This window comes from Marinomonas sp. PE14-40 (assembly GCF_051623805.1).
GTDB lineage: Bacteria > Pseudomonadota > Gammaproteobacteria > Pseudomonadales > Marinomonadaceae > Marinomonas.
Genome location: NZ_CP130700.1, coordinates 5,088,309 through 5,110,053, shown reverse-complemented (window position 1 = coordinate 5,110,053; position 21,745 = coordinate 5,088,309). Strand labels below are relative to the sequence as shown.

19 protein-coding genes are annotated in these 21,745 nt (G+C 39.6%); 6 read left to right on the top strand and 13 right to left on the bottom strand.

Translation table 11 applies throughout. The annotated features are described in order from the left end of the window. Positions 1-79 precede the first annotated feature (79 nt). The 3 genes from Q0A08_RS23620 (at position 80) to Q0A08_RS23610 (ending at position 3,249) form a co-directional block, all read left to right on the top strand. Positions 80-973, top strand: coding sequence for a DMT family transporter (locus Q0A08_RS23620; protein ID WP_438463980.1), 894 nt, complete (start codon positions 80-82; stop codon positions 971-973). Between the two features lie 144 nt (positions 974-1,117). Then, positions 1,118-1,840 (top strand): response regulator, encoded by a 723-nt coding sequence (locus Q0A08_RS23615; protein ID WP_438463979.1) that lies wholly within the window; start codon positions 1,118-1,120, stop codon positions 1,838-1,840. Beyond that, positions 1,837-3,249: an ATP-binding protein gene (locus tag Q0A08_RS23610; protein WP_438463978.1), complete on the top strand. Its 1,413-nt coding sequence runs from the start codon at positions 1,837-1,839 to the stop codon at positions 3,247-3,249. Before Q0A08_RS23615 ends, Q0A08_RS23610 begins: the two co-directional genes overlap by 4 nt. A 217-nt stretch (positions 3,250-3,466) precedes the next feature. Here the strand turns inward: Q0A08_RS23610 and Q0A08_RS23605 are convergent, their stop codons facing one another. From Q0A08_RS23605 to sbcB, 11 genes are all read right to left on the bottom strand, one after another. Further along, positions 3,467-4,033 (bottom strand): hypothetical protein, encoded by a 567-nt coding sequence (locus Q0A08_RS23605; protein WP_438463977.1) that lies wholly within the window; start codon positions 4,031-4,033, stop codon positions 3,467-3,469. 164 nt (positions 4,034-4,197) lie between these two features. Beyond that, entirely contained in the window at positions 4,198-5,070 is an 873-nt protein-coding gene (gene dapA, locus Q0A08_RS23600) for a 4-hydroxy-tetrahydrodipicolinate synthase (RefSeq protein WP_438463976.1), read from the bottom strand. Between the two features lie 313 nt (positions 5,071-5,383). Further along, positions 5,384-5,752: a glutathione S-transferase N-terminal domain-containing protein gene (locus Q0A08_RS23595; protein WP_438463975.1), complete on the bottom strand. Its 369-nt coding sequence runs from the start codon at positions 5,750-5,752 to the stop codon at positions 5,384-5,386. Positions 5,753-5,866: 114 nt separating this feature from the next. Then, the gene (locus tag Q0A08_RS23590) at positions 5,867-6,613 is read right to left on the bottom strand and encodes an MBL fold metallo-hydrolase (RefSeq protein ID WP_438463974.1); all 747 of its coding nucleotides are present in this window, start codon (positions 6,611-6,613) and stop codon (positions 5,867-5,869) included. Positions 6,614-6,797: 184 nt separating this feature from the next. Next, entirely contained in the window at positions 6,798-8,726 is a 1,929-nt protein-coding gene (htpG, locus tag Q0A08_RS23585) for a molecular chaperone HtpG (protein ID WP_438463973.1), read from the bottom strand. A 207-nt stretch (positions 8,727-8,933) separates the two neighbouring features. Beyond that, complete coding sequence (locus Q0A08_RS23580) at positions 8,934-9,665, bottom strand: O-methyltransferase (protein WP_438463972.1); 732 nt, start codon at positions 9,663-9,665, stop codon at positions 8,934-8,936. Then, complete coding sequence (locus Q0A08_RS23575; RefSeq protein ID WP_438463971.1) at positions 9,655-10,383, bottom strand: DUF599 domain-containing protein; 729 nt, start codon at positions 10,381-10,383, stop codon at positions 9,655-9,657. Before Q0A08_RS23575 ends, Q0A08_RS23580 begins: the two co-directional genes overlap by 11 nt. A 153-nt stretch (positions 10,384-10,536) precedes the next feature. Continuing rightward, positions 10,537-11,571: a dihydroorotase gene (gene pyrC, locus Q0A08_RS23570; RefSeq protein ID WP_438463970.1), complete on the bottom strand. Its 1,035-nt coding sequence runs from the start codon at positions 11,569-11,571 to the stop codon at positions 10,537-10,539. Positions 11,572-11,653: 82 nt separating this feature from the next. Next, positions 11,654-13,528 carry a DEAD/DEAH box helicase gene (locus Q0A08_RS23565; RefSeq protein WP_438463969.1) on the bottom strand — a complete coding sequence of 625 codons (1,875 nt, stop codon included), beginning with the start codon at positions 13,526-13,528 and terminating at the stop codon, positions 11,654-11,656. Positions 13,529-13,933: 405 nt separating this feature from the next. Then, positions 13,934-15,007, bottom strand: a complete 1,074-nt coding sequence (locus Q0A08_RS23560) for an AI-2E family transporter (RefSeq protein ID WP_438463968.1) — start codon at positions 15,005-15,007, stop codon at positions 13,934-13,936. Between the two features lie 42 nt (positions 15,008-15,049). Next, complete coding sequence (gene sbcB, locus Q0A08_RS23555; RefSeq protein ID WP_438463967.1) at positions 15,050-16,501, bottom strand: exodeoxyribonuclease I; 1,452 nt, start codon at positions 16,499-16,501, stop codon at positions 15,050-15,052. Positions 16,502-16,599: 98 nt separating this feature from the next. Between sbcB and Q0A08_RS23550 the strand changes: the two genes are divergently transcribed. Beyond that, positions 16,600-17,106 (top strand): YchJ family protein, encoded by a 507-nt coding sequence (locus Q0A08_RS23550; protein ID WP_438463966.1) that lies wholly within the window; start codon positions 16,600-16,602, stop codon positions 17,104-17,106. 91 nt (positions 17,107-17,197) lie between these two features. Beyond that, the gene (locus Q0A08_RS23545; RefSeq protein WP_438463965.1) at positions 17,198-17,827 is read left to right on the top strand and encodes a hypothetical protein; all 630 of its coding nucleotides are present in this window, start codon (positions 17,198-17,200) and stop codon (positions 17,825-17,827) included. Between the two features lie 81 nt (positions 17,828-17,908). On the opposite strand, the gene Q0A08_RS23540 is transcribed toward Q0A08_RS23545, so the two are convergent. Beyond that, positions 17,909-18,820, bottom strand: coding sequence for an aldo/keto reductase (locus Q0A08_RS23540; RefSeq protein ID WP_438463964.1), 912 nt, complete (start codon positions 18,818-18,820; stop codon positions 17,909-17,911). Between the two features lie 237 nt (positions 18,821-19,057). Between Q0A08_RS23540 and Q0A08_RS23535 the strand changes: the two genes are divergently transcribed. Then, complete coding sequence (locus Q0A08_RS23535; RefSeq protein ID WP_438463963.1) at positions 19,058-20,371, top strand: TolC family outer membrane protein; 1,314 nt, start codon at positions 19,058-19,060, stop codon at positions 20,369-20,371. A 56-nt stretch (positions 20,372-20,427) separates the two neighbouring features. Here Q0A08_RS23535 and Q0A08_RS23530 read toward each other — a convergent pair whose 3' ends face one another. Further along, positions 20,428-21,726 carry a M18 family aminopeptidase gene (locus tag Q0A08_RS23530; RefSeq protein ID WP_438463962.1) on the bottom strand — a complete coding sequence of 433 codons (1,299 nt, stop codon included), beginning with the start codon at positions 21,724-21,726 and terminating at the stop codon, positions 20,428-20,430. Positions 21,727-21,745 lie beyond the last annotated feature (19 nt).

Here is a 21,745-nt window from a genome sequence, read left to right as displayed (position 1 = left end):
ATACAGATCAGCAAACATTGAAAGCGCACGTTAGATAAAGGTATGATGCGAGCAATTTTATTATCATTAGGGATAAAGCGTGGCGTATTCAAACACCCCCGTACAAGGTGCTTCATGGATGGTTATTGCAGGTCTAGCATTTGCTATAGTAAATAGCCTTGCTCAATATTTAAGTATCCACTTTCAGATAGCGTCAACGACTGTCGCCTTCATTCAATATGGCATCGCCTTTATTGTTATTTTACCTTGGCTTAAAAGCCTCGGACTTAAACAAGCATTAAAAACAAACAAACTTGGTTGGCACATAACGCGAGTATTCTTCTCCGTAATCGGCATTCAATTATGGCTTTGGGCTCTTGCCTACCCTATTCCCATTTGGCAAGGGATAGCTCTTTTAATGACATCACCTCTTTTTGCTACACTGGGGTCAGGTATTTTTTTAAAAGAGAAAGTTGGTTTAGCAAGAATTTTTGCAACGCTCGCTGGCTTTTTCGGAGCTATGCTTATTTTAGAGCCTTGGAGTGATGACTTTACTCTTGCATCACTCCTTCCTGTTGGGGCTGCTTTCTTTTGGGCAATCTATTCTTTGATGGTTAAAAAGCTCTCAAGCGACGACTCACCTACCACCATGGTTGTCTACTTATTAGTATTAATTAGCCCATTCAATTTATTATTGGCTTTACCTGAATGGAGCTTACCAACAGGGTCGTTCACTTGGACATTATTATTAGCAGCAGGCATTTTCACAGCGTTAGCTCAATGGGCTATCGTGAAGGCTTACTCGATAGCAGATGCATCATTTATACAACCATTCGATCACGTTAAACTCCCACTTAATGTACTCGCTGGCTGGCTTGTCTTTGGTTGGGTGCCACCAGGCAGGCTTTGGTTAGGGGCATTTATCATTATTTTAGCAATAGCTTTTATCACCCATTATGAAGGGAAGAAAAAACCACAGCCCAAAGCAACATAAGACCCTAAAGGGATACATCTTGCATCCAATTGTCGCAAGATGTATCAAACCCTCCCTAGAACTAACTTTATTACATCTAGCTATCCACTCTAATAAAACAAGCCTTTATAATGGTCGTCTCCTTTCAAATTTTAGGCGCCTTGTATGAGCGATGTTATTCGAGTATTAGTTGTTGATGATCACTTAGAAATCAGAACATTACTCGCAGAATATTTACATAAACACGGCTTGCGTGTCGAAACCGCAGACGGTGGTGAGAACATGCGCCAACACTTAAGTAAAAGCAGTTTTGATGTCATCGTTTTAGACTTAATGATGCCAGGAGAAGACGGCCTAACCCTATGTAGAAAAATCAGAGAAAAGTCATCTATTCCTGTCATTATGCTCACAGCAATGGGAGAAGAAGCGGATAGAATAGTTGGCATTGAAATGGGAGCTGACGATTACATAACGAAACCCTTTAGTGCCCGCGAACTTCTTGCTCGCATAAAAGCATTAGTAAAACGCTCTCAAAGCATGCCTTATCAAGGTGAAAATCAAAAACAGGCAAGACAATTTAGTTTTTTGAATTGGCGCTTAAATTCTATTAAAAGAGAATTAATTGACCAAGAGAACCAAATTATTCCATTAAGCAGCGCTGAATTTAGATTACTCACTGTATTTCTGGAAAACCCAAAACATGTTCTCAGTCGAGATCAGTTAACAGAAATGACAAAAGGGCATGCGGCCGGTGTTTTTGATAGAAGCATTGATAATCAAATCAGTCGCCTTAGAAAGAAAATAGAACCAGACCCTAAGACACCTGAAATCCTCAAGACAGTATGGGGTGGTGGATATATTTTCACTGAAGAGGTCGTTAAGACGTGAGTTTTCTAAAAAAAGTAACCCTGCCGCCCTTCTTAAGTAAGCTTTACCCTCGAAGCTTAGCCGGCCAATTTATTTGGTTACTTTTAATCGCCTTATTATTTAGCCAAGTTCTGACAGGATTTATATTAATCAATGAACGAAAAGAAGCCTTAACAGTACTTAATCGCAAAGGAAACTTCAGCCGCATCATTTCTACTGTTCGAATATTAGAAGAAAGCCCTCAAGAGCTACATAAGAAAATCCTTCATGCCGTCAGCTCTGAAAATATTTATTATTGGTTTGCTAAACCAGAACAAAGTAAAGTATTAAAAAGCGCCCCCCTAGACCAGCAGCTCGTCGAGAAGTTTAAACGTTATGGCATAAACAATTTAGTTGTTTTAGAGAGTAATCAAAACCCAGACTTTGAACACAAAAAGTATTATTCAAAAAGACCAAATAGCAACAAAAAAGATAACCGCCACTCTGAACATAAGCCATTTGAATGGAGCCAGATTGCTATTCAACTAAAAGATGGTCGCTGGCTCAATGTCGCAAGCAGATTCCATATTAGTCCACCATTATGGCCACTAGCGAATGTTGTTTCGATTTCAATTACCGCTGCATTTTTAACCTTTATTGCTATTTTCATGATACGGCGCATTACCAAACCGCTCGCAAAACTCACAACAGCCGCAAAACAATTAGGTTGCGGTGAATCAGTGGAGCCATTAAAAGAAGCAGGACCTGAAGATATTAAAACAGCGTCTATTGCCTTCAATCAAATGAACGACCGACTACAGAGATATATTTCAGATAGAACGAATATGCTAGCTGCAGTGTCACATGATCTTAGAACCCCTATCACTACACTAAGACTCAGAACAGAGCTTATGGATGAAGGTCCAACTCAAGAGGCATTTTTAAGTACGCTAAACGAAATGCAATCTATTACAGATTCAACACTATCTTTTATTAGAGAAGAAAAGTCGACCGAACCGAGTCAACTCATAGACATTAATGCTCTGTTGGATACCATTTGCCAAGACCTACTTATTCAAGAAAAAGAGGCAAAGCTAATCACATCAGAGTCCTGCTTTTATAAATGTCGCCCTATTGCCTTAAAACGAGCTTTTTGTAATTTGATTGAAAACGCGATCCGATACGGCATTAAAGCAGAAATGGAATTGAGCAAATCTGAATCTCATGTCAGCATAATCATTCGTGATGAAGGACCCGGGATAGAAGAGAGCCAACTTGAAGAGGTTTTTAAACCTTTTGTAAGGCTCGACAAAAGTCGACAACAAGCCGGTGGAACTGGACTAGGCTTAGCAATCACTCGCTCCATAATACAAAACCATGGTGGTAGTATTAGACTTATTAATAATCAGGGAAAAGGGCTAAGTGTAGAAATAGTTTTACCTATCGTTTAACAGGTACAACTACGACTTTTGAGATTGCTTTATGGTGCCCCACATGGCCTTTTTTTACAACTCGAGCGCAACCACTTGCTAGCACTAGGCTACATACCGTTACAAATTTCATCAACACAGGCCTTTAAAAATTAATAAGGCCAGCATAAAAAAGCCACTGATTTACACCAGCGACTTTTCATAAGCTTTTCACTTCTAACTATTTATAAACAATTAATTAGAAGTTATAACGAAAGTTAGCATAAGCAGTATTTATGTCATTATCATTAAAGTCATAATACTCATAACCTGCACCAAATGAAATTTGAGGTGCTGGATAAAACCTCACAGTTGCTTGATAACCCACTCCTGAATCATCAAACACATCATGATATTTAAGCTTTGCATCTAATTCAATATGAGCTGTCAGGGCTGATCTAATACCACCATCTATTTGAAAACCGGACTCATCAACAGAACCAATCTCTGAATTGGCAATCCTTACCGTACCATACATATCTGTATTACTTAGTGATGTTGCTGTGTATGCTCCAATACCAAACTGAAGTGTTTCAGCATCTACATTGTCGTATTCATAAGTAGTAGATTCAACACTAAAATATAAAGAGTCTTGAAATACAAATCCTCCAGAAAAAGATGAATAATCACCTGTAGAAGAGTTAATGTCACTGCTGTCTGCCTTACCCAAAGCAAGATCAACATAATTATAACTAAAATCTGAAGCATAAAGATTAGTAGATAACCCTAATGCCATTGCCAAACCGGCCACTTTAAACTTATTCATTACACGCTCCATTTGCCATGCGCTAGTTTTAAAACAAAACTATTGTCGGTGAATTGTAACTTCTATACAAACTATAACGACCCAAAATTACAAAAGTTTAGTACTAATTAATAAAATATTAGTTTAATTAGTAAATTCTAATCTTTTCTTCACCGAGCATGTATCTAAAGTAAGTTTAAAGCCTGCATAGCCGCTTTTATTCTTTCTTTGCTTTCAGTCTGTAAAGGCACAATTGGCAATCTAACATCATCTTGGCATAAGCCGATTAAAGACATTGCATATTTAATCCCAGCAGGACTTGGCTCTACAAACAATGATTGATGCAAAGGCACTAGCTTTTCATGTACTGCCTTCGCTTTAACATAATCACCTTGTAAACATGCCTGTTGCAACTCGAAACAAAGCTTAGGTGCAACATTTGAAGTCACAGAAATACAACCGTTACCACCAACTGAGTTATAAGCAATCGCAGTTAAATCTTCTCCTGACAAATAGCTAAATTCATTACCAATTAAATGCTTTTCAATGCTTGGTCTCGCTAAATCACCCGTTGCATCTTTCACCCCAACGACTCTTGGTAGCTCCGCTAGTCGTAGCATGGTTTCAGGCTGAATATCTACAATCGCTCTAGGCGGAATATTATAAATAATCATTGGTAGTTCTGTAGCATCATGCAGATATTTAAAGTGCTGATATAAACCTTCTTGTGAAGGACGATTATAATAACCCGCCACACACAGGATACCATCCGCACCAGATTGCTCTGCAGCTTTAGCAAATGCCAGCGCTTCAACTGGGTTATTAGAACCCGCACCAGCGATAACAGGTACACGCCCAGCACTTTCTTCAACAACAACTTGAATAACTCGTTTATGCTCTTCTTCAGTTACCGTTGGTGACTCGCCCGTTGTACCTACAGGCACTAGACCATGAGTACCATTTTCAATTTGAAAATTAACATTATGGCGTAATGCAACTTCATCTAACTCACCATTTTTGAATGGGGTAACCATTGCAGTATAGGAACCGCTGAACATAATCTACTCCTTACCAGTATTTTTAAACCAAAAAAAAGCCCAGACGCGGTCGGCGACTGGGCTTTAGGTATGTATTTTATGACTAATTACAAACCTCAACCAGAGTCGCTAGAAAGCTAGGTTTCTTCGCGTTGCTTGGTTTTAATGAAGTTAGTTGTTTAGACATTTTATAAATCTCTGTTGATTGCGTTATCAGTGTTACTAAACATAACAGGCTAGCAAAATAGGTCAAGCAAATTTTCAGTTTCATGACTAAAGTAAATATCAGAATGTGAACTAACATATCTTCAATCGATAAACACAGTCTCGCTTATTAAGCTGCAAAGTTATCCGTCAGATATTGGTTAATTGCCTTTGATTCATATAGCCATGTATCTTGACCTTCTTTTACAATGCGCAAACATGGCACTTGAATTTTACCACCTTGCTCTAGTAAAGACTGTCTATCAGCATCATTATTTTTGGCATCTTTTAACTCAATCGGCAAATTAAGCTTATGCATGGTTCGGCGAGTCTTCACACAAAATGGACACGCTTTAAATTGATACAAAGACAAGTGCTGCGTTTCTTGCTCTACTTTTGACTGCTCTTGTGAGCTACGCTTCATTTTCGCAGGGCGAGTAACCCAGTCAACAAATATAATGATTTGACCTAAGCCATTACGTAAAAGCTTAATAAGCATCTTAATAAAACCCTGTTAGTTTAAATTCGAAGCAGAATTCTACCTGATTTTAAAAAGCATCATAGTCTTAACTTATAATCTAACGCCAACTATGGCCAAAAAAAGAGCACTTTATTATCTATGAAGCAATTTACTGATAAAAATTTTAACCGTCCGCAAATGTGTTTTAGGAACATTTGGCGCCAAGGCGATCAAGTGGTCATATTCATCTTTAGTTGGTTGAACCAGTCCGCCATGGGCAAGTGCCAATGTCGTAGGGTTTAGGCTCACAATTTTTTGCAATGACGCCTTATATCGATTTGGATAGAAAACAGGGAAAGGAGGGATATAACGCCCTTTCACTTTAACCATTAAATCTGCCACATAAACTTTATCACTAGGAAGATGATGTAAAGACAAGTCTCTATCCGTGTGCCCTTGCGTCTCAAGTGCTTGCCAATCAGTAAACCCTGGCAAAAAGTCTCCATCTTCTAATTGGTAATCAGCATAAAGCTTACTTGGATAGCGAATACTTTTATTCGGCTTTTTAAGTCTATGGGCTACCCACTTCGCTAAAAGAATATCTGTCAGATGCATTAATTTGCCATTAATCCCAGCATACCACTGTCCCGATACACCAGAGGCAGCTACTTTGCAGCCAGTCAAGGATTTCAGTTTATGTACAGCGCCTGCATGATCTGGGTGCATATGTGTCACTACAACAAGTTTTAAATCTGTTAAAGGCCTAGCAAGGTCATTACAGATAAAGTGTTTTAGCATGGAAATATCAGCCCGACTACAGCCATCAAGCAAGAGTAACTTATCTGAATATTCTGCGAGATATACAGATTGGATATAACCTTGAAGGTGATGCAGCTTCATATATTCATGCCCAGCAATTCATAAGGAGTAAGAGATATTAAACCCACACTGACATAAAACAAACAAGTATCATATTAAAAAACAATAAAAATAAGTTATATCACAATCAAGCATAATAAAGTTTGCCCATAAAAAAGCCCTGCTTAGAAAGCTAAGCAGGGCTTTGATGTTCGAACAAATTAGACTATTGGCTTAGTTGCACAATTAGCTTATTCATACGGCTAACAAATGTTGCTGGATCTTCTAATTGACCACCTTCAGACAAAGTTGCTTGCTCAAACAACAACCAAGTCATATCAGCAAAGCGCTCATCATCAGATTCAGCATCCATTTTCACCACTATCGGATGCTCAGGGTTAATTTCTAATGTTGGCTTAGTGTCAGGCAATTGCTGTCCCGCTTGCTCTAACAAACGACGCATTTGCAAGCCCATGTCATGCTCACCTACAACTAAACACGCAGGCGAATTAGTCAAACGGTCGGTAGAGTTAACTTCAGCAACCTGCTCTGAAAGCACAGTTTTCATACGATCAAGCAAAGGCTTAAGCTGCTCAGCTTGCTCTTCTTTCTGCTTTTTCGTTTCTTCAGTTTCTTCTTCAGCAATATCTAGCTTGCCTTTAGTAACATCTTGGAAAGACTTACCTTCAAACTCATTTAGAGAAGACATCATCCACTCATCAATACGGTCAGAAAGTAGCAGTACTTCAAGTCCTTTCTTACGCAAGATTTCTAAATGAGGACTGTTTTTCGCTGTGTTATGGTTTTCAGCATAGATATAGTAAATCTTATCTTGGCCTTCACCCATACGCGCCACATAATCAGCTAAAGATTGATCCTGTTTTTCAGTATCTGTATGAGTCGAGCTAAAGCGCAACAAAGCAGCTACTTTATCTTTATTACCCATATCATCTGCTGGGCCTTCTTTTAGGACATTACCAAATTCATCCCAAAACGCTTGGTATTGCTCAGGCTCTTTTTTAGCCATCTTAGCAAGCATATCCAAAACACGCTTAGTCAAAGCTGAACGCATAGAGTCAACAGCATGATCATTTTGCAAAATTTCACGTGATACGTTTAATGACAAATCATTTGAATCAACGACACCTTTTACAAAACGCATATAAGGCGGCAAGAATGCTTCGGCTTCATCCATGATGAAAACACGTTGAACATAAAGCTTAAGACCACGCTGCATATCACGATTCCAAAGATCATGCGGCGCTTTGCTTGGAATATATAGCAAGCTTGTATATTCCAACTTACCTTCTACTTTGTTATGAGACCATTTCAAAGCATCCGTATAATCATGAGATACATGCTTATAAAACTCTTGATACTCTTCATCAGAAACCTCTGAACGAGAACGAGTCCATAATGCTTTAGCAGAGTTTACAGCTTCGAATTCAGCGGCTTTACTCTCATCAACTGGCTTAGGGTTACCCTCTTCATCAAATTCAGGATAAGCCACTTTTTCCATTTCAACTGGAATAGAAATGTGATCAGAGTATTTAGTAACAAGTGAGCGTAAACGATAGTTATCAGCGAAATCTGCTTCATCTGCCTTTAGATGTAAGATGATACGTGTACCACGACTTGCCTTTTCAATGGTTTCAATCGTAAATTCACCAGAACCATCAGAAACCCAACGAACCGCTTCGTTTTCAGCCACTGCGGCATAACGTGTTTCGACAGTTACTTTGTCAGCAACAATGAACGAAGAGTAAAAACCAACACCAAATTGACCAATAAGCTGGCTATCTTTTTTCTCATCACCACTTAACTTTTCAAGGAACTGAGCGGTACCTGATTTAGCAATAGTACCTAGGTTATTAATGGCATCATCACGAGTCATACCAATACCGTTATCATCAATAACAACCGTATTAGTCTCTTTATCAAACTCAACGCGAATACGTAGCTCGGTATCCTGAGCTAATAATTCCGCATTAGAAACGGATTCAAAGCGTAGCTTATCAACTGCATCAGAAGCATTTGAGACAAGTTCACGTAGAAAAATTTCTTTGTTCGAATACAAAGAGTGAATCATCAAATGCAAAAGTTGTTTTACTTCTGTTTGAAAGCCTAACGTTTCTTTTTGTGTTTCAGTTGTCATATGACAAGTCGCTCCTAACGATTTGAATTCACTAAATAAATTCTTATTAATTCAAAAATGGTGCAATTACAGAATTGCTATCTTGATACTTTAGATAGCGACGTTGAAAAAGATTTCAAGGACAAGAGAGAAAAAAAGATTAATTCGACAGGCAAAACAATTTTTTAAGGATGAAAGTGAGCCCAAAGCGACTCACCTTTGGGTAACTCAACCAATTTTACGAATTAAGCTCAACCCATCACCAATGGGAATTAAACTGACATCGACCTCATCATCTTGCATGATAAAGTCATTTAGCTGGCGAACATATTGAGTGTTCTTATCATCAAACTCATCTTTAGCCACATTCCCCCACCAAAGCGTATTATCAATAGCAATGCAGCCATTCGTGCTTAGCATTGATTTAGCTAATTGATAATAAGCAAGTTGATTCGCTTTATCGGCATCAATAAAAACAAAATCAAACATCTCTCCTGCCTGCATTAAAGACTCCATATTGACCTTAGCATCGCCAAGGCGAGTTTCTAACCTAGCACTCAAACCTGCTTTTTCAATATAAGTATTAGCAATATCTAACCACATAGGTTTTTTTTCTAATGCCAACATACTGGCATTTTCAGACATAGCCATACCAATAGATAGCGTACTATAGCCAGTAAAAACCCCGACCTCTAAAATACGTTTAGGATTTTGCATCTTCACTAAGAGAGATAATAGCTGCCCCGTCTCAGGTGAGATTTGCATTCTCGCCATATGATATAAAGACGTTTCAGCCCTTATATCTTTCAGAATCGAATGCTCTTTTACTGAAGCCTTAAGCAAGTAACGATAAACATCATCGTCCACTGAAACGGTTCTATTTACAGGCTCTTGATTAAAGTTCTCAAGTAAATCAGCCTTTTCTTGAACTGATAAATTTTCAGGCAATTCAGGTAGCATGAGGTACAGATAAGCCTTTATTTAATGTTTTAAACGTTTTAGAGCGGAACTCTCTTCTATATAAAATAGCGACAACAATCAAAATGCTCGCCCAACAAAAATAAGGCCCTAAAAACCAGCCACTAAACGCCATAGCAAAGTAAAAAGCACGCAAACCATAATTAAACTGGTTCGCCGCCAAGCTACAAACTTTTGCCATATGTTGAGCATAATCCTCCCTCTCTTCTTCAGAAACACTCTCATCGGTATCAAGAGGAGAGCTCCCCACCAACACAGAGCAAAAATTATATTGCCTTACCGACCAGGTAAAAGTAAAAAAGGCATAGGTAAAAATAAGGATAAGAACAATAATTTTTAACTCCCATTCTTGCTGGGAATTCGGTGTTAAAAGCTTAAAATCTGCAATAATACCCAATGCCTTTTCTGAGTAGCTAAACGCGGTAAACAAACCAGCAATAATTAACAGAGAGCTTGAAGCAAAAAATAAGCTACTACGCTCAAGATTCGCCATGATAGAGGCATCGGTCACCCTATTATCCCGCCTCAATAAACGTCGCATCCAAGCCACCCTAAATTGATGCAATACACTAACCAAACAATCTATATGCTTAGATTGATATTGAGCAAAAATACTGTAGCCAATCCAAGTCATAAAAAATGCAGTTAAGGTAATCATATCTAGATGGCTAATAAGGAGGATCTGATTTTCAACTAGCATAATATTCTCTATACATATCAAATAAATATCTAATGTTTACATTATGTTCAAAGAGAACACAAATTCGACTTTAAACCATAATAAAAATTTGCCGACATAAAAAAAGCAGATTGTAAAACAACCTGCTTTTAATGAAAGGATTAATCTCTTAAATTAAACCTTCAACTTCCAGTTAACCGTTTGGCCAGCAAAGAAAGGTACAATAGGGTTACCGTTTGGCAAAATGATTTGCTCAGGCACCTCCCAATCCTCTTTAACTAGCGTCACTGTCTCAACATTTCTCGCTAAACCATAGAAATCGGGGCCATTTTTACTGGCAAATGCCTCTAAATGCTCTAGCGCACCAAGATCATCAAACACTTGAGTGTAAAGCTCTAAAGCAGACCATGCACTATAACAACCAGCACAACCACAAGCAGACTCTTTACGATGTTGCTCATGGGGCGCTGAATCTGTCCCTAAGAAAAACTTCTTAGAACCAGAAGCAACAGCGGCTTGAAGGCCTTGCTGATGGGTATTTCTTTTCAGAATTGGTAGACAGTAATTATGCGGTTTAATCCCACCATCAAGCATGTCATTACGGTTTAGCAACAAATGTTGAGGAGTAATAGTTGCAGCAACATTATCATGTGCGCCAGCGACAAATTGAGCCGCGTCAGCAGTCGTAATATGCTCAAACACCACTCTTAACTGCGGAATTTTTTCAACAACTGCAGCCATATATTGATCGATAAAAGCTTTTTCACGATCAAAGATATCGATATGCTTATGGGTCACTTCACCATGAACCAATAACAACAAATCTTGTTTTGCCAATTCTTCAAAGACTGGATATAACGCATCAAATGCACTAACACCGGCATCAGAGTTAGTTGTCGCCCCTGCTGGATACAGTTTTGCTGCAACAACACCCGCCTCTTTTGCTAAACGGATATCTTCAGCAGTGGTTTTGTCTGTTAAATAAATCGTCATAAGTGGCTCAAAATCGCTTCCATCAGGACGCGCTGCCAGAATACGATCGCGGTAAGCAATAGCTAACTCACCACTGGTAACAGGTGGAACCAAATTAGGCATAACGATAGCACGGGAGAAGCAACGCGCGGTTGCTGGCACAGTTTCATTCAACATATCGCCATCTCGGAAATGTAGATGCCAATCATCAGGTTTTAAAATAGTGATTTGATTCATACTCTGCCCTTACTACAAGATTTATTTAAACAAATTTTAGCTAAAAAAAAGACCGCAATAGCGGCCTTTCTTCAACTCCAAATTAGGAGTTATTATCACGACGAGGACGACGCTCACCTTCACGGCGAGGACGATCACCATCACGACGTGGACGATCACCATCACGACGAGGGCGACGATCACCATCACGACGAGGACGACGATCACCATCACGGCGAGGGCGACGATCACCAGCAGGACGCTGTGGCAACTTATCTAGTGACTCAAGCACACTGACTTCAGCACGTTGACCACAAATACGTGTTTTAGCAAGCTTCTCTACCGAATCTTGTTTCATTTCAGCAGGAAGGTCGACTGTGGCATAGTCTTCATAAATTTCGATATGGCCAATGTAACGACTTTCAATATCCGCTTCATTTGCAATCGCGCCAACAATATTACCAGGCTTAACACCATCACGATAACCAACACTTAAGATGTAACGAGTCATCTTAGTTTCTGGGCTATCTTTTAATGGCATAGGCTCTAGCGTTAAAGGGCGCTGCTTACGAGGTTCACGTGGCTCACGCTCAGTACGTTCACGACGGTCATTACGCTCATCGCTACGTTCACGACGCTCTTGACGCACTTCCATCTCAGAAAGAAGTAATGGGTTTTTACCTTGTGCCATATGAGCAAGTGCAGCAGCAACCTTTAACGGTTCAGCTTCATGCTCTTTTTGATAGCTTTCAGCTAATTCAATAAAGAAATCTAGATCAGCATTATCAAGAGTATCTGTAATACGCTGCTTGAAACGATTTACACGTTGAGTGTTAATATCAGATGCTGTAGGTAGCTGCATGCGCTCAATCGGCTGACGTGTTGCACGCTCAATTGCTTGTAACATACGACGTTCACGATGAGCAACAAATAGGATAGCGTTACCAGTACGACCGGCACGACCAGTACGGCCAATACGGTGAACGTAAGATTCGGTATCGTAAGGAATGTCATAGTTTACAACATGACTGATACGATCAATATCAAGACCACGTGCAACAACATCGGTTGCCACTAGAATGTCAATTTGACCACGTTTGATACGGTCAACGGTACGCTCACGTAAATTTTGACTGATATCACCATTCAAAGCTTCACAAGCATGACCACGAGCAGTCAATTTTTCAGCAAGTTCAACGGTAGCAGCTTTAGTACGAACAAAGATGATCATGCCATCATGCTCAGACATTTCTAGAATACGAGTTAACGCATCCAATTTATGCAAACCACTTACTTGCCAATATTTTTGAGTTATCGAAGTATTTGTTGCTGTTTTAGTAACAATTTTAACTTCTTTCGGGTTATTCAAGTGACGATTAGCCACTTGACGAATAACGGATGGCATAGTCGCAGAGAACAAAGCGATTTGACGCTGCTCTGGTGTATGCTCCAAAATCCACTCAACATCATCAATAAAGCCCATACGAAGCATTTCATCAGCTTCATCAAGCACAAGTGCTTGCAAAGAATCTAGCTTCAATGTTTTACGACGAATGTGGTCCATAACACGACCAGGTGTACCTACGACAACTTGAACACCACGTCTTAGTTGACGAAGCTGTGTATCGTAGGACATACCACCATAAATTGGCAAAACATGGAAATCAGGAATGTTACGAGCATATGTTTGAAATGCTTCAGAAACCTGAATAGCCAACTCACGTGTTGGTGCTAAAACCAATAGTTGAGTGTTTTTATCTTTTGGGTTAATTCTAGATAACAACGGTAGCGCAAAAGCCGCTGTTTTACCTGTACCTGTCTGCGCTTGCCCTAAAAGGTCGTGACCTTCTAACAAATGTGGAATACTTTGCGCTTGGATAGGTGATGGTTGTTCGTAGCCTTGATCGACTACGGCTTTTAAAACATTGGCATCTAAGCCCAATGAAGCAAAAGTAGGCTGAATATCAGCGTCAGACATGTATGTGAATACCTTTAGTTTTGGTGGGGGCAACTATAAGTTGACCATATTGAATCCGGCCGTCCGCAGGACTATATCGGAAATCAAAATAGTTAAGTTGCAAATATCCGGGGAAATTCTGCGGCGCATTGTATACCAACTAATCAATGATAGCTAGCAACAAACACCATCAATTTAGGCTTACCGTTAAATTAGACTTTAATCTAAGCCCCTGAATTTGAATTCACCTCTTTGGCTGTCAAGTTCACCCTTCCCACACATATCTAGAGTCAAATTGACCAAGTACGATCATTTCAATTTGTTATACATAAAGCTAATAAAAACAGAATAAATCAATAAGATGTTTGTTATTAATGCATAACCAGTAGAGAGTATAGCCTACTGGTTATAACAAACCTGCATTAGTTACTTTTCATGACCAATTGCCATACCATCAATCACTTTATTATAGCGTGGCATTTCAGCATGAGAGCCTAACATGAGAGCAATCCAACGTGTTCTCGGATTGGCTTCTAAAGCCAACTTCACAATGATAGTCAATGGAATTGAAAGCAACATACCCACTGCACCAAATACCCAGCCCCATAGAATCAAAGATAAAAAGACAACTAAGGTGGATAAACCTAACCCTTTTCCCATATACCTAGGCTCTATCATATTACCGACTACCAAGTTAATCACAAGAAAACCTAAAGCAGCCAAACCAGACGCTAATCCGCCCAATTGTACAAAAGCCAACATAACAGCCGGAATCGCCGCAATAATAGAACCTATGTTCGGCACAAAGTTTAATAGGAAAGCTGACACCCCCCATAACAGAGGAAAATCTACACCGATTATCCAGAGCCAAATCCCCACCACAAATCCCGTCAAAATACTCACTAACGTTTTAATTGCAAGGTACTGATTAACCGCTTTTGAAAAAGCATCAAAACGTTTTAAAGAACCACTTGCATCATCCATTGCTGCCGATAGTTTGGTAGGAAAATCTGCCGCTTCAAATAAAATAAATACGACTGTCATCAATACAACAAAAACATTCGTCAGTACGCCCCCTAAGCTACTCAAGGCATTTGTCACGACCTGCATCAAGATGGAAGGATCAAAATAGCTTCTTATCTGGTCAGCAGATATCGAGATTCCCACCAGACTGAGCAATTCCGTCACAGCTGATAATTCATTAGCCAACCTTTCTTTGTAGCCAGGTAAGGCTGCATAAAAGTCATCCAGAGAACTACCAACAAAGATAACCAAGGAGCCCACAGAAAAAACCATAAGCAAGACAACTAACATCACAGCAATGCCAATGGGCACCTTGTGACTTGCCAACCAAGCTAAAAGCGGTGCAAAAATAATCGCTATAAACATAGACAACATAAAGGGCACCACAATTGCCGATGCGGCCTTTAAACCAGCAATAATAATGACCAAAGATGCAAAGCCGACTAAAAAGTATGTGGCTCTATGAGTATCGGCCAAGGTTATCTCCTTAATTTCATGTTGTTCATTGTTATTACTAGACTAACCCATTGGATAGATGCTTTGAGCATAGTCAGCAAGATCCTGCAGCATAATCTGTTTACCTTTTGGCAACTCAGAATCATGCGCCAACTCATTTAAGCGAGCAAAGAACGCATCCATACAAATACTCCCTCCTGCACTCTCATCCATCAGTTTAGCGCTACGATATTCTTCCCACTCTTGTCTCTGAGTATCTGATAATTGTTCAGGGTAATTACGACCAATATAGCGCATCAGCATTTCTGGTAAACGCCTATCATCAAATGATAAAGCCAGTTCTGATAATGCATTAGGCCCCGTATCTCTAATTTGCGCCATACGTGCTTTATCATCCCGTGAAAAGAAGCCTCCTGAATACAGCATGACATCTGGGTCTTTATCAATTTGCTCCCTTTCCTGCATAAATACCTGACTAATTTTATTCGCAAGTTCAGGGTAGCTCTTTAAGATGGCTAAATTTTGACGACATATTTCGCCATCAAGATTTAATCGAGAAACCACATTGGCATCCTTTAGAAAGGTAGCAGGCGCAACAGCAGGGCTTCGATTATAATGCAATGTCTTAAGAGGTAATCGGGATATATCACCAAGCTCTTCTTTACTAGAAAATACCCTATGCCTAATTTCATCAACCGTAAGATCAATGAGAGGCTGAGCATCTTCCATCAAATCAAATAGAATTACTCCATTTTTGTTCGTGGGATGTGGCGCAATAGGGGCAACAAAAGCCGCGTAGTTTTTGGCTAGTCCAAACATACCGGATATGTGTAAAAACGGCTTCATGCGATAAGGGTCAATAAACTGTTGCAGCTCCCCTTTTTCACGCATTTTAAAATAATAGTCATACAACTTAGGCTGCTTCTGCTTAATCAGTTTAGCCATTTCAATAGTGCCATACACATCTGATAAAGCATCGTGCGCTTGTTCGTGAGCTATTTCATTCGCTTTGGTTAGATCCTCAAGTTTTAATGAGGTCAGACCATCCTGATTTTTAGGCCAATTAATCCCCTCTGGTCTAATGGCATAACACATACGTACAAGATCAATAATATCCCAGCGAGAACAGCCGTTTTGCCACTCACGAGCATAAGGGTCAATAAAATTACGATAGAACCCATAACGAACCACTTCATCATCAAAACGAATACTATTGTAGCCAAGTGAGCAAGTACCTGGCTTAGCAAACTCTTTTTCAATTAACGCCATAAACTCTGTTTCAGGATAACCTTCTCGATTAGCGTCCTGTGGACTAATGCCCGTCAACAAACAAGCATCAGGATGAGGCAATACGTCTTCGGCCAATTGACAATAAATCATAATAGGCTCGCCTATCTGATTGAACTCAAGATCCGTACGAATGCCTGCAAACTGCATAGGTCTATCACGTGCTGGATCAACGCCAGTTGTCTCAAAATCAAACCAAAAAAAAGTAGAAGTTGTAGCACCAGTCACAAAATTTTCCTGTCAGTCAAAGAATAATGACGTATTATAACCGCATTTTATTACCTTATGGCATTAATAACTTAATTGTAAGAAAGAGGAAGCCTCGAGTGTCTACTCCAAATAACTGCCCTTGTAACAGTAGTTTACCCTATGAGATCTGCTGTGGTATGTATCATAACAACCCAGGGACAGCCCCCACAGCAGAAGCGTTAATGCGCTCTCGCTATAGTGCTTTTTACACAAACAACTTTGCCTATATCAATCGCACCCAGAAGCTAAAAAATAGCCCAAATCAAGATGAAGCAGAAATCGCAGACTGCAATAATGAAACTAAATGGATCAAGTTAGAGATTATTGAAACCGAAAAAGGTTTGGAAAAAGACAAAGATGGCATGGTGTCATTTCGCGCTCACTTTAAAGAAGGTAAGCACATCGGCAAACTTAGCGAACGCTCTTTATTTAAACGCATAAAAGGTGAATGGTTTTACATTTCCGGTGAGCATGAAGTCGAACAAAACACACCTTTAGTCAATTCTGACGTAATGAAGCTAGGTCGCAATGACCCTTGCCACTGTGGTTCAGGCAAAAAGTTTAAGAAATGTTGTGGCAAATAACTAAATTTGACCGATCGGTTAACTTTTATTCATTACTAGCCTATAATTTATGAACTCTACTCAGAAAACTTTTTATTACGAGAGCACATAAATGAACCTACTTGAACTAATGGGATATATCGCATCCGCTTTAGTCGCAATTTCTTTAACAATGAGTTCGATTGTCCGACTAAGGTGGCTCAATTTAGCAGGTGGACTCACCTTCGCTTTATACGGCTTTTTAATTGGCGCTTACCCTGTTGCTGCTGTGAACTCTTTTACAGCTTGTATTAATATTTTTTACTTAATAAAAATATACCGAGCAAAAGTCGAGTTTAACGTTATTAAAAGTGGCACTGAATCTGGCCAGTCTGGTTATATAAGTTTCTTCTTAGATAGATATAGCAAGGATATAAAACACTTCTTCCCTGATTTTGATCTTTTCAAACATGACGAAAGAAGAGAATATTATTTATTAACTGATCAAGAAACGGTTGTAGGAATACTATCAGGTATACGTTTAAGTAAAGATCATTTTCAAATAGATCTCGATTTAGTTACTCCGACCTACCGTGATGCCAGATTGGGTAACTACTTATTTGGTGATAACAACCATTTTGCAGAGAAGTTTAAAATCGAGAATATAACCGCAAATGCTCAAAGCGAAGCAAACCGACGCTATTTAAAAGGGATAGGGTTTAAGCCTATCAAAGATAATGTTTGGCAATATCGCAGTTCATAAAGCATAAACACCTGAACTAAATTTTAGTTTCGACTCAAGTCTGGACCTAACAAAAGTATGTTAAGTCCAGATCCAACTAACTTAGGCTAAATCCTTGCCTGTAGATGCGCACCACACGCGATACCAATCATCATCAGCAAACTCAATCTGACAAGCGGCAACCGCTTTTTCCAATCTATCTATCTTACCAGATCCCAACACAGGACATATTTTAGCTGGATGCTTTAATAGCCAAGCCAATGCAAGTTGATCAACACTCGCCTCATCATATTTTTCTGATATCACTTGAAGCTGTTCTCTCACTCTCTCCTCTTGCTCATTACTACCACTAAACAAGCGACCTCCTGCAAACGGAGACCAAGCCATAGGTGTGACAGCATGCTGGTGTAAATGATCAATTTCACCATTTTCAAAAGACTGAGTTTGCAATACGGAATATTCCGATTGATTCGCGACCAAAGGAACATCCACCCTTGATTGCAACAAATCAAATTGAGCCGAGGTAAAATTAGACACACCAAAATGCTTAACTTTACCTTGAATCATCAAGTGCTCAAACGCACGCGCCACCTCATCTGCATCCATCAATGGGGTTGGTCTATGTAGGAGCAACAAATCTAAATACTCAGTTTGTAGTTGCAACAAAGAATTTTCTACCGAAGAGATAATATGATCGAAACTAAGATCATACTGATAAATTGCATGCTCAGGTCTAGCATCAGATTTAAGCTTGATGCCACACTTAGAAATCAGTTGCATCTTATCCCTTACGCTTGGTTTCAATGCTAGCGCTTCACCAAACAAGGCTTCACATTGGTAGTCCCCATAAATATCCGCATGATCAAATGTAGTCACGCCCAACTCTAAGCAGGCTTCAATAAATGATAAGCGAGACTCTTTTGTCATATTCCATTCACCTGCTCGCCAAAAACCTTGAGCAATACGCGAACCTTTAAAACCCAAAGGGTGATATTGATGAACCAGTGTATTCAAATCATGCCTCTCTTATAAAATGAGATTTTATTAACAAGATATTTTTATCTAACTTTATCCCAACAATAATAAAACTGGAATTTAAACCCTTATGTTAACCATTTCTAAGTGTTAATTAATCAAATAATTAAGAAATGTGAAAATTAAGAAGTTATTAAAACTTTCTTATGAAAATCACTTTTAACCTTATTCAATCTGGGTATGATAAATAGAAATTAATCGAGCTGAAGTATTCATATGAAAAAGACCATTATCGCCTCTCTTGTCACCCTAGCTACGGCCTCTAGTATGAATGCCCAAGCTGAAAACCTATTAGAAGTTTACCAACTTGCTAAAATCAATGACCCAGGCTTGCGCTCTGCTGCAGCCTCTTATGAGTCTGAGAAAGAAGGCGTTGTGATTACCAAGGGGAGTTTATTCCCTAATATTTCATTTGATGCTGATCTTGGTTACACAGATACAAGCGCAGATTCGGGTGATTCTGATACCAATACCAACTCATTGAAAGTTAACCTAGATTACCCTATTTACTCCCCTGCTCTTGGGTATGCGGTTGATGCGGTTGAAATCGGCTTTGAAAGCTCTGGTGTTACTTATGCGAATACCGAAGAGGATTTAAGCTTTGAGAGCATCTCAGCTTACTTTGATCTATTAACTGAAATGTCGAATCTCAATACCGCCAAGCAACAGGCTAAAGCCACAGCGAGCCAACTTGATCAAGTGAAACAGCAATATGAAGTGGGTCAGGTTGCGATTACTGACTTACATACCGCTCAAGCTGAATACGATTCAAACATTGTTGATATTATCAGCGCTGAAGCCAATATGATTAACGCTCAAGAAACCCTGCGTCAATTAACAGGAAAACTCATTACTGATGTTCCAGATTTATCTAAGAACTACCCAATTAAAATGGACACAGACAAGACAGCGGGTTTTTATGTGGATCTGGCGAAAAAACAAAATAACGACATAAAAACACTAGCACTGGCTCACGACTCGGCTTTGACCAATATTGAAATTCAAAAGTCTAATGGCCGCGTTCCTACGGTGACGGTTTCAGGCAGTCTTACTCGTTCTGATCGTGACACGTCACCAACCTCAAGCGGTGATGGCGATAGCCTAGCAGCATTTATTGGCGTTAATGTCAGTATTCCTCTTTATCAAGGCGGTGCAATCAATGCGCAAGTGAGACAATCTGTTCATGATGCCGTTGCCGCTGAAGAGAACCTAGAAGATCAATTACAAACAACGGAACTAGCGGTTCGCTCTTTGTACCGAGATCTAAAAACTTCTGTGGCGCAAATTGCCGCACAGAAACAGCTGATTATCTCAAACGCCAGCTCATTAGAAGCGACTCAAGCAGGCTACGATGTGGGCACACGTAACATTGTTGAACTATTAGACGCTCAGTCTGATTTATACAACTCTCAAGGCACACTAGAGCAATTAAGGTACAGCTTTGCGGTAAAACAAATGTCATTGCTTGAATACACAGGCGAACTTGATGAAGACAAAATCAAAGAGTTAAATACTTGGTTAGTTAACTAGCATTAAAAACCAAATAAAAAGGGCGCATACAGCGCCCTTTTTATTTGCCTAGAAAGTTACTCACTAATCAGTGTATCTAACTTTAAAAAGCGATTTAAAACACGATAAAGGCCAATGGCATCCTGACTGCCTGCAAGCTCTCGAATTGAGTGCATAGCAAAGGTAGGCAAGCCAATATCTAACGTTGGCACACCCACTTCACCAGACGTAATTGGGCCAATCGTACTGCCGCACGCCATATCACTACGTACAACAAAAGTTTGGACTTGATACCCTTCAGCTGTAGCAAGCTTTTTATAAACAGCCGCTGTTTCACTATTTGTGGCATACCTTTGATTAGAGTTCACTTTAATGACAGCACCTGAGTTAATTAAAGGTGCATGCAATTTGTCATGCTTAGCTGCATAATTTGGATGCAAGGCATGAGCATTATCAGCAGAAATCATCATAGACTGATTCATTGCTTGCACATAGTGAGCAGGCTCTGGCGATAAACGTCGTAATACATCTTCTAAGAAAGGCCCGTTCGCCCCACTTGTTGAAAGACTACCGACTTCTTCGTGATCAGTACAAATTAGAAGGCTTGGCCTTTCATCACTAGCATCTAACAAGCTTGCCATACCAACAAAACAACTAAGCAGATTATCCAAACGAGCGGAGCAAATAAACTCTTGCTTTAGGCCAACCAAAGCAGGTGCCTGATGGTCATAAAGGCTCAATTCAAAATCAAGAACATTAGCAACATCAAGATCTGGGTACTCTTTTAATAACTGCTGCTTAATTAACCCTTCAAGTTCAAACTGACTATCTCCCAGACCTAAAATAGGGAGTAGCTCTTCTTGCGGATTCACACTAAAACCTTCAACCACCCCACGGTTAAGGTGTATTGCCAAATTAGGAATAACGGCAATTGGATCTTTAAAGTCTATAAGACGGCTCACAATTTCACCGTTAGCTTGGCTAAAACTGACGCGCCCAGCAATAGAAAGGTCTCGATCCAACCAAGTATGCCTTAGCACACCACCATAAACCTCAACCCCTAATTGATCATAACCATGTCGATTTACATGGGCGTTTGGCTTAAGCTTTAAACAAGGGCTATCTGTATGAGCGCCAATCATTCGCCAGCCGGTTTTATGAAAATCTAGGTTCGGTGTTGTGAACGCGATAATAGAGGAGGCATTGCGACGAACAAAATAACGCCCGCCAGCTTGAATATCCCAATCTTGATTTTCTTTTAGTTCAACAAAACCTTTTTCAACTAATGCTGTCTTCATACTAGTAGTTGCATGAAACGGAGTGGGTGATGACTTCAGAAAAGATAATAATGAGGCATTAAAAGATTGATTTTCCATAACTTCCTTTGTACAAAAT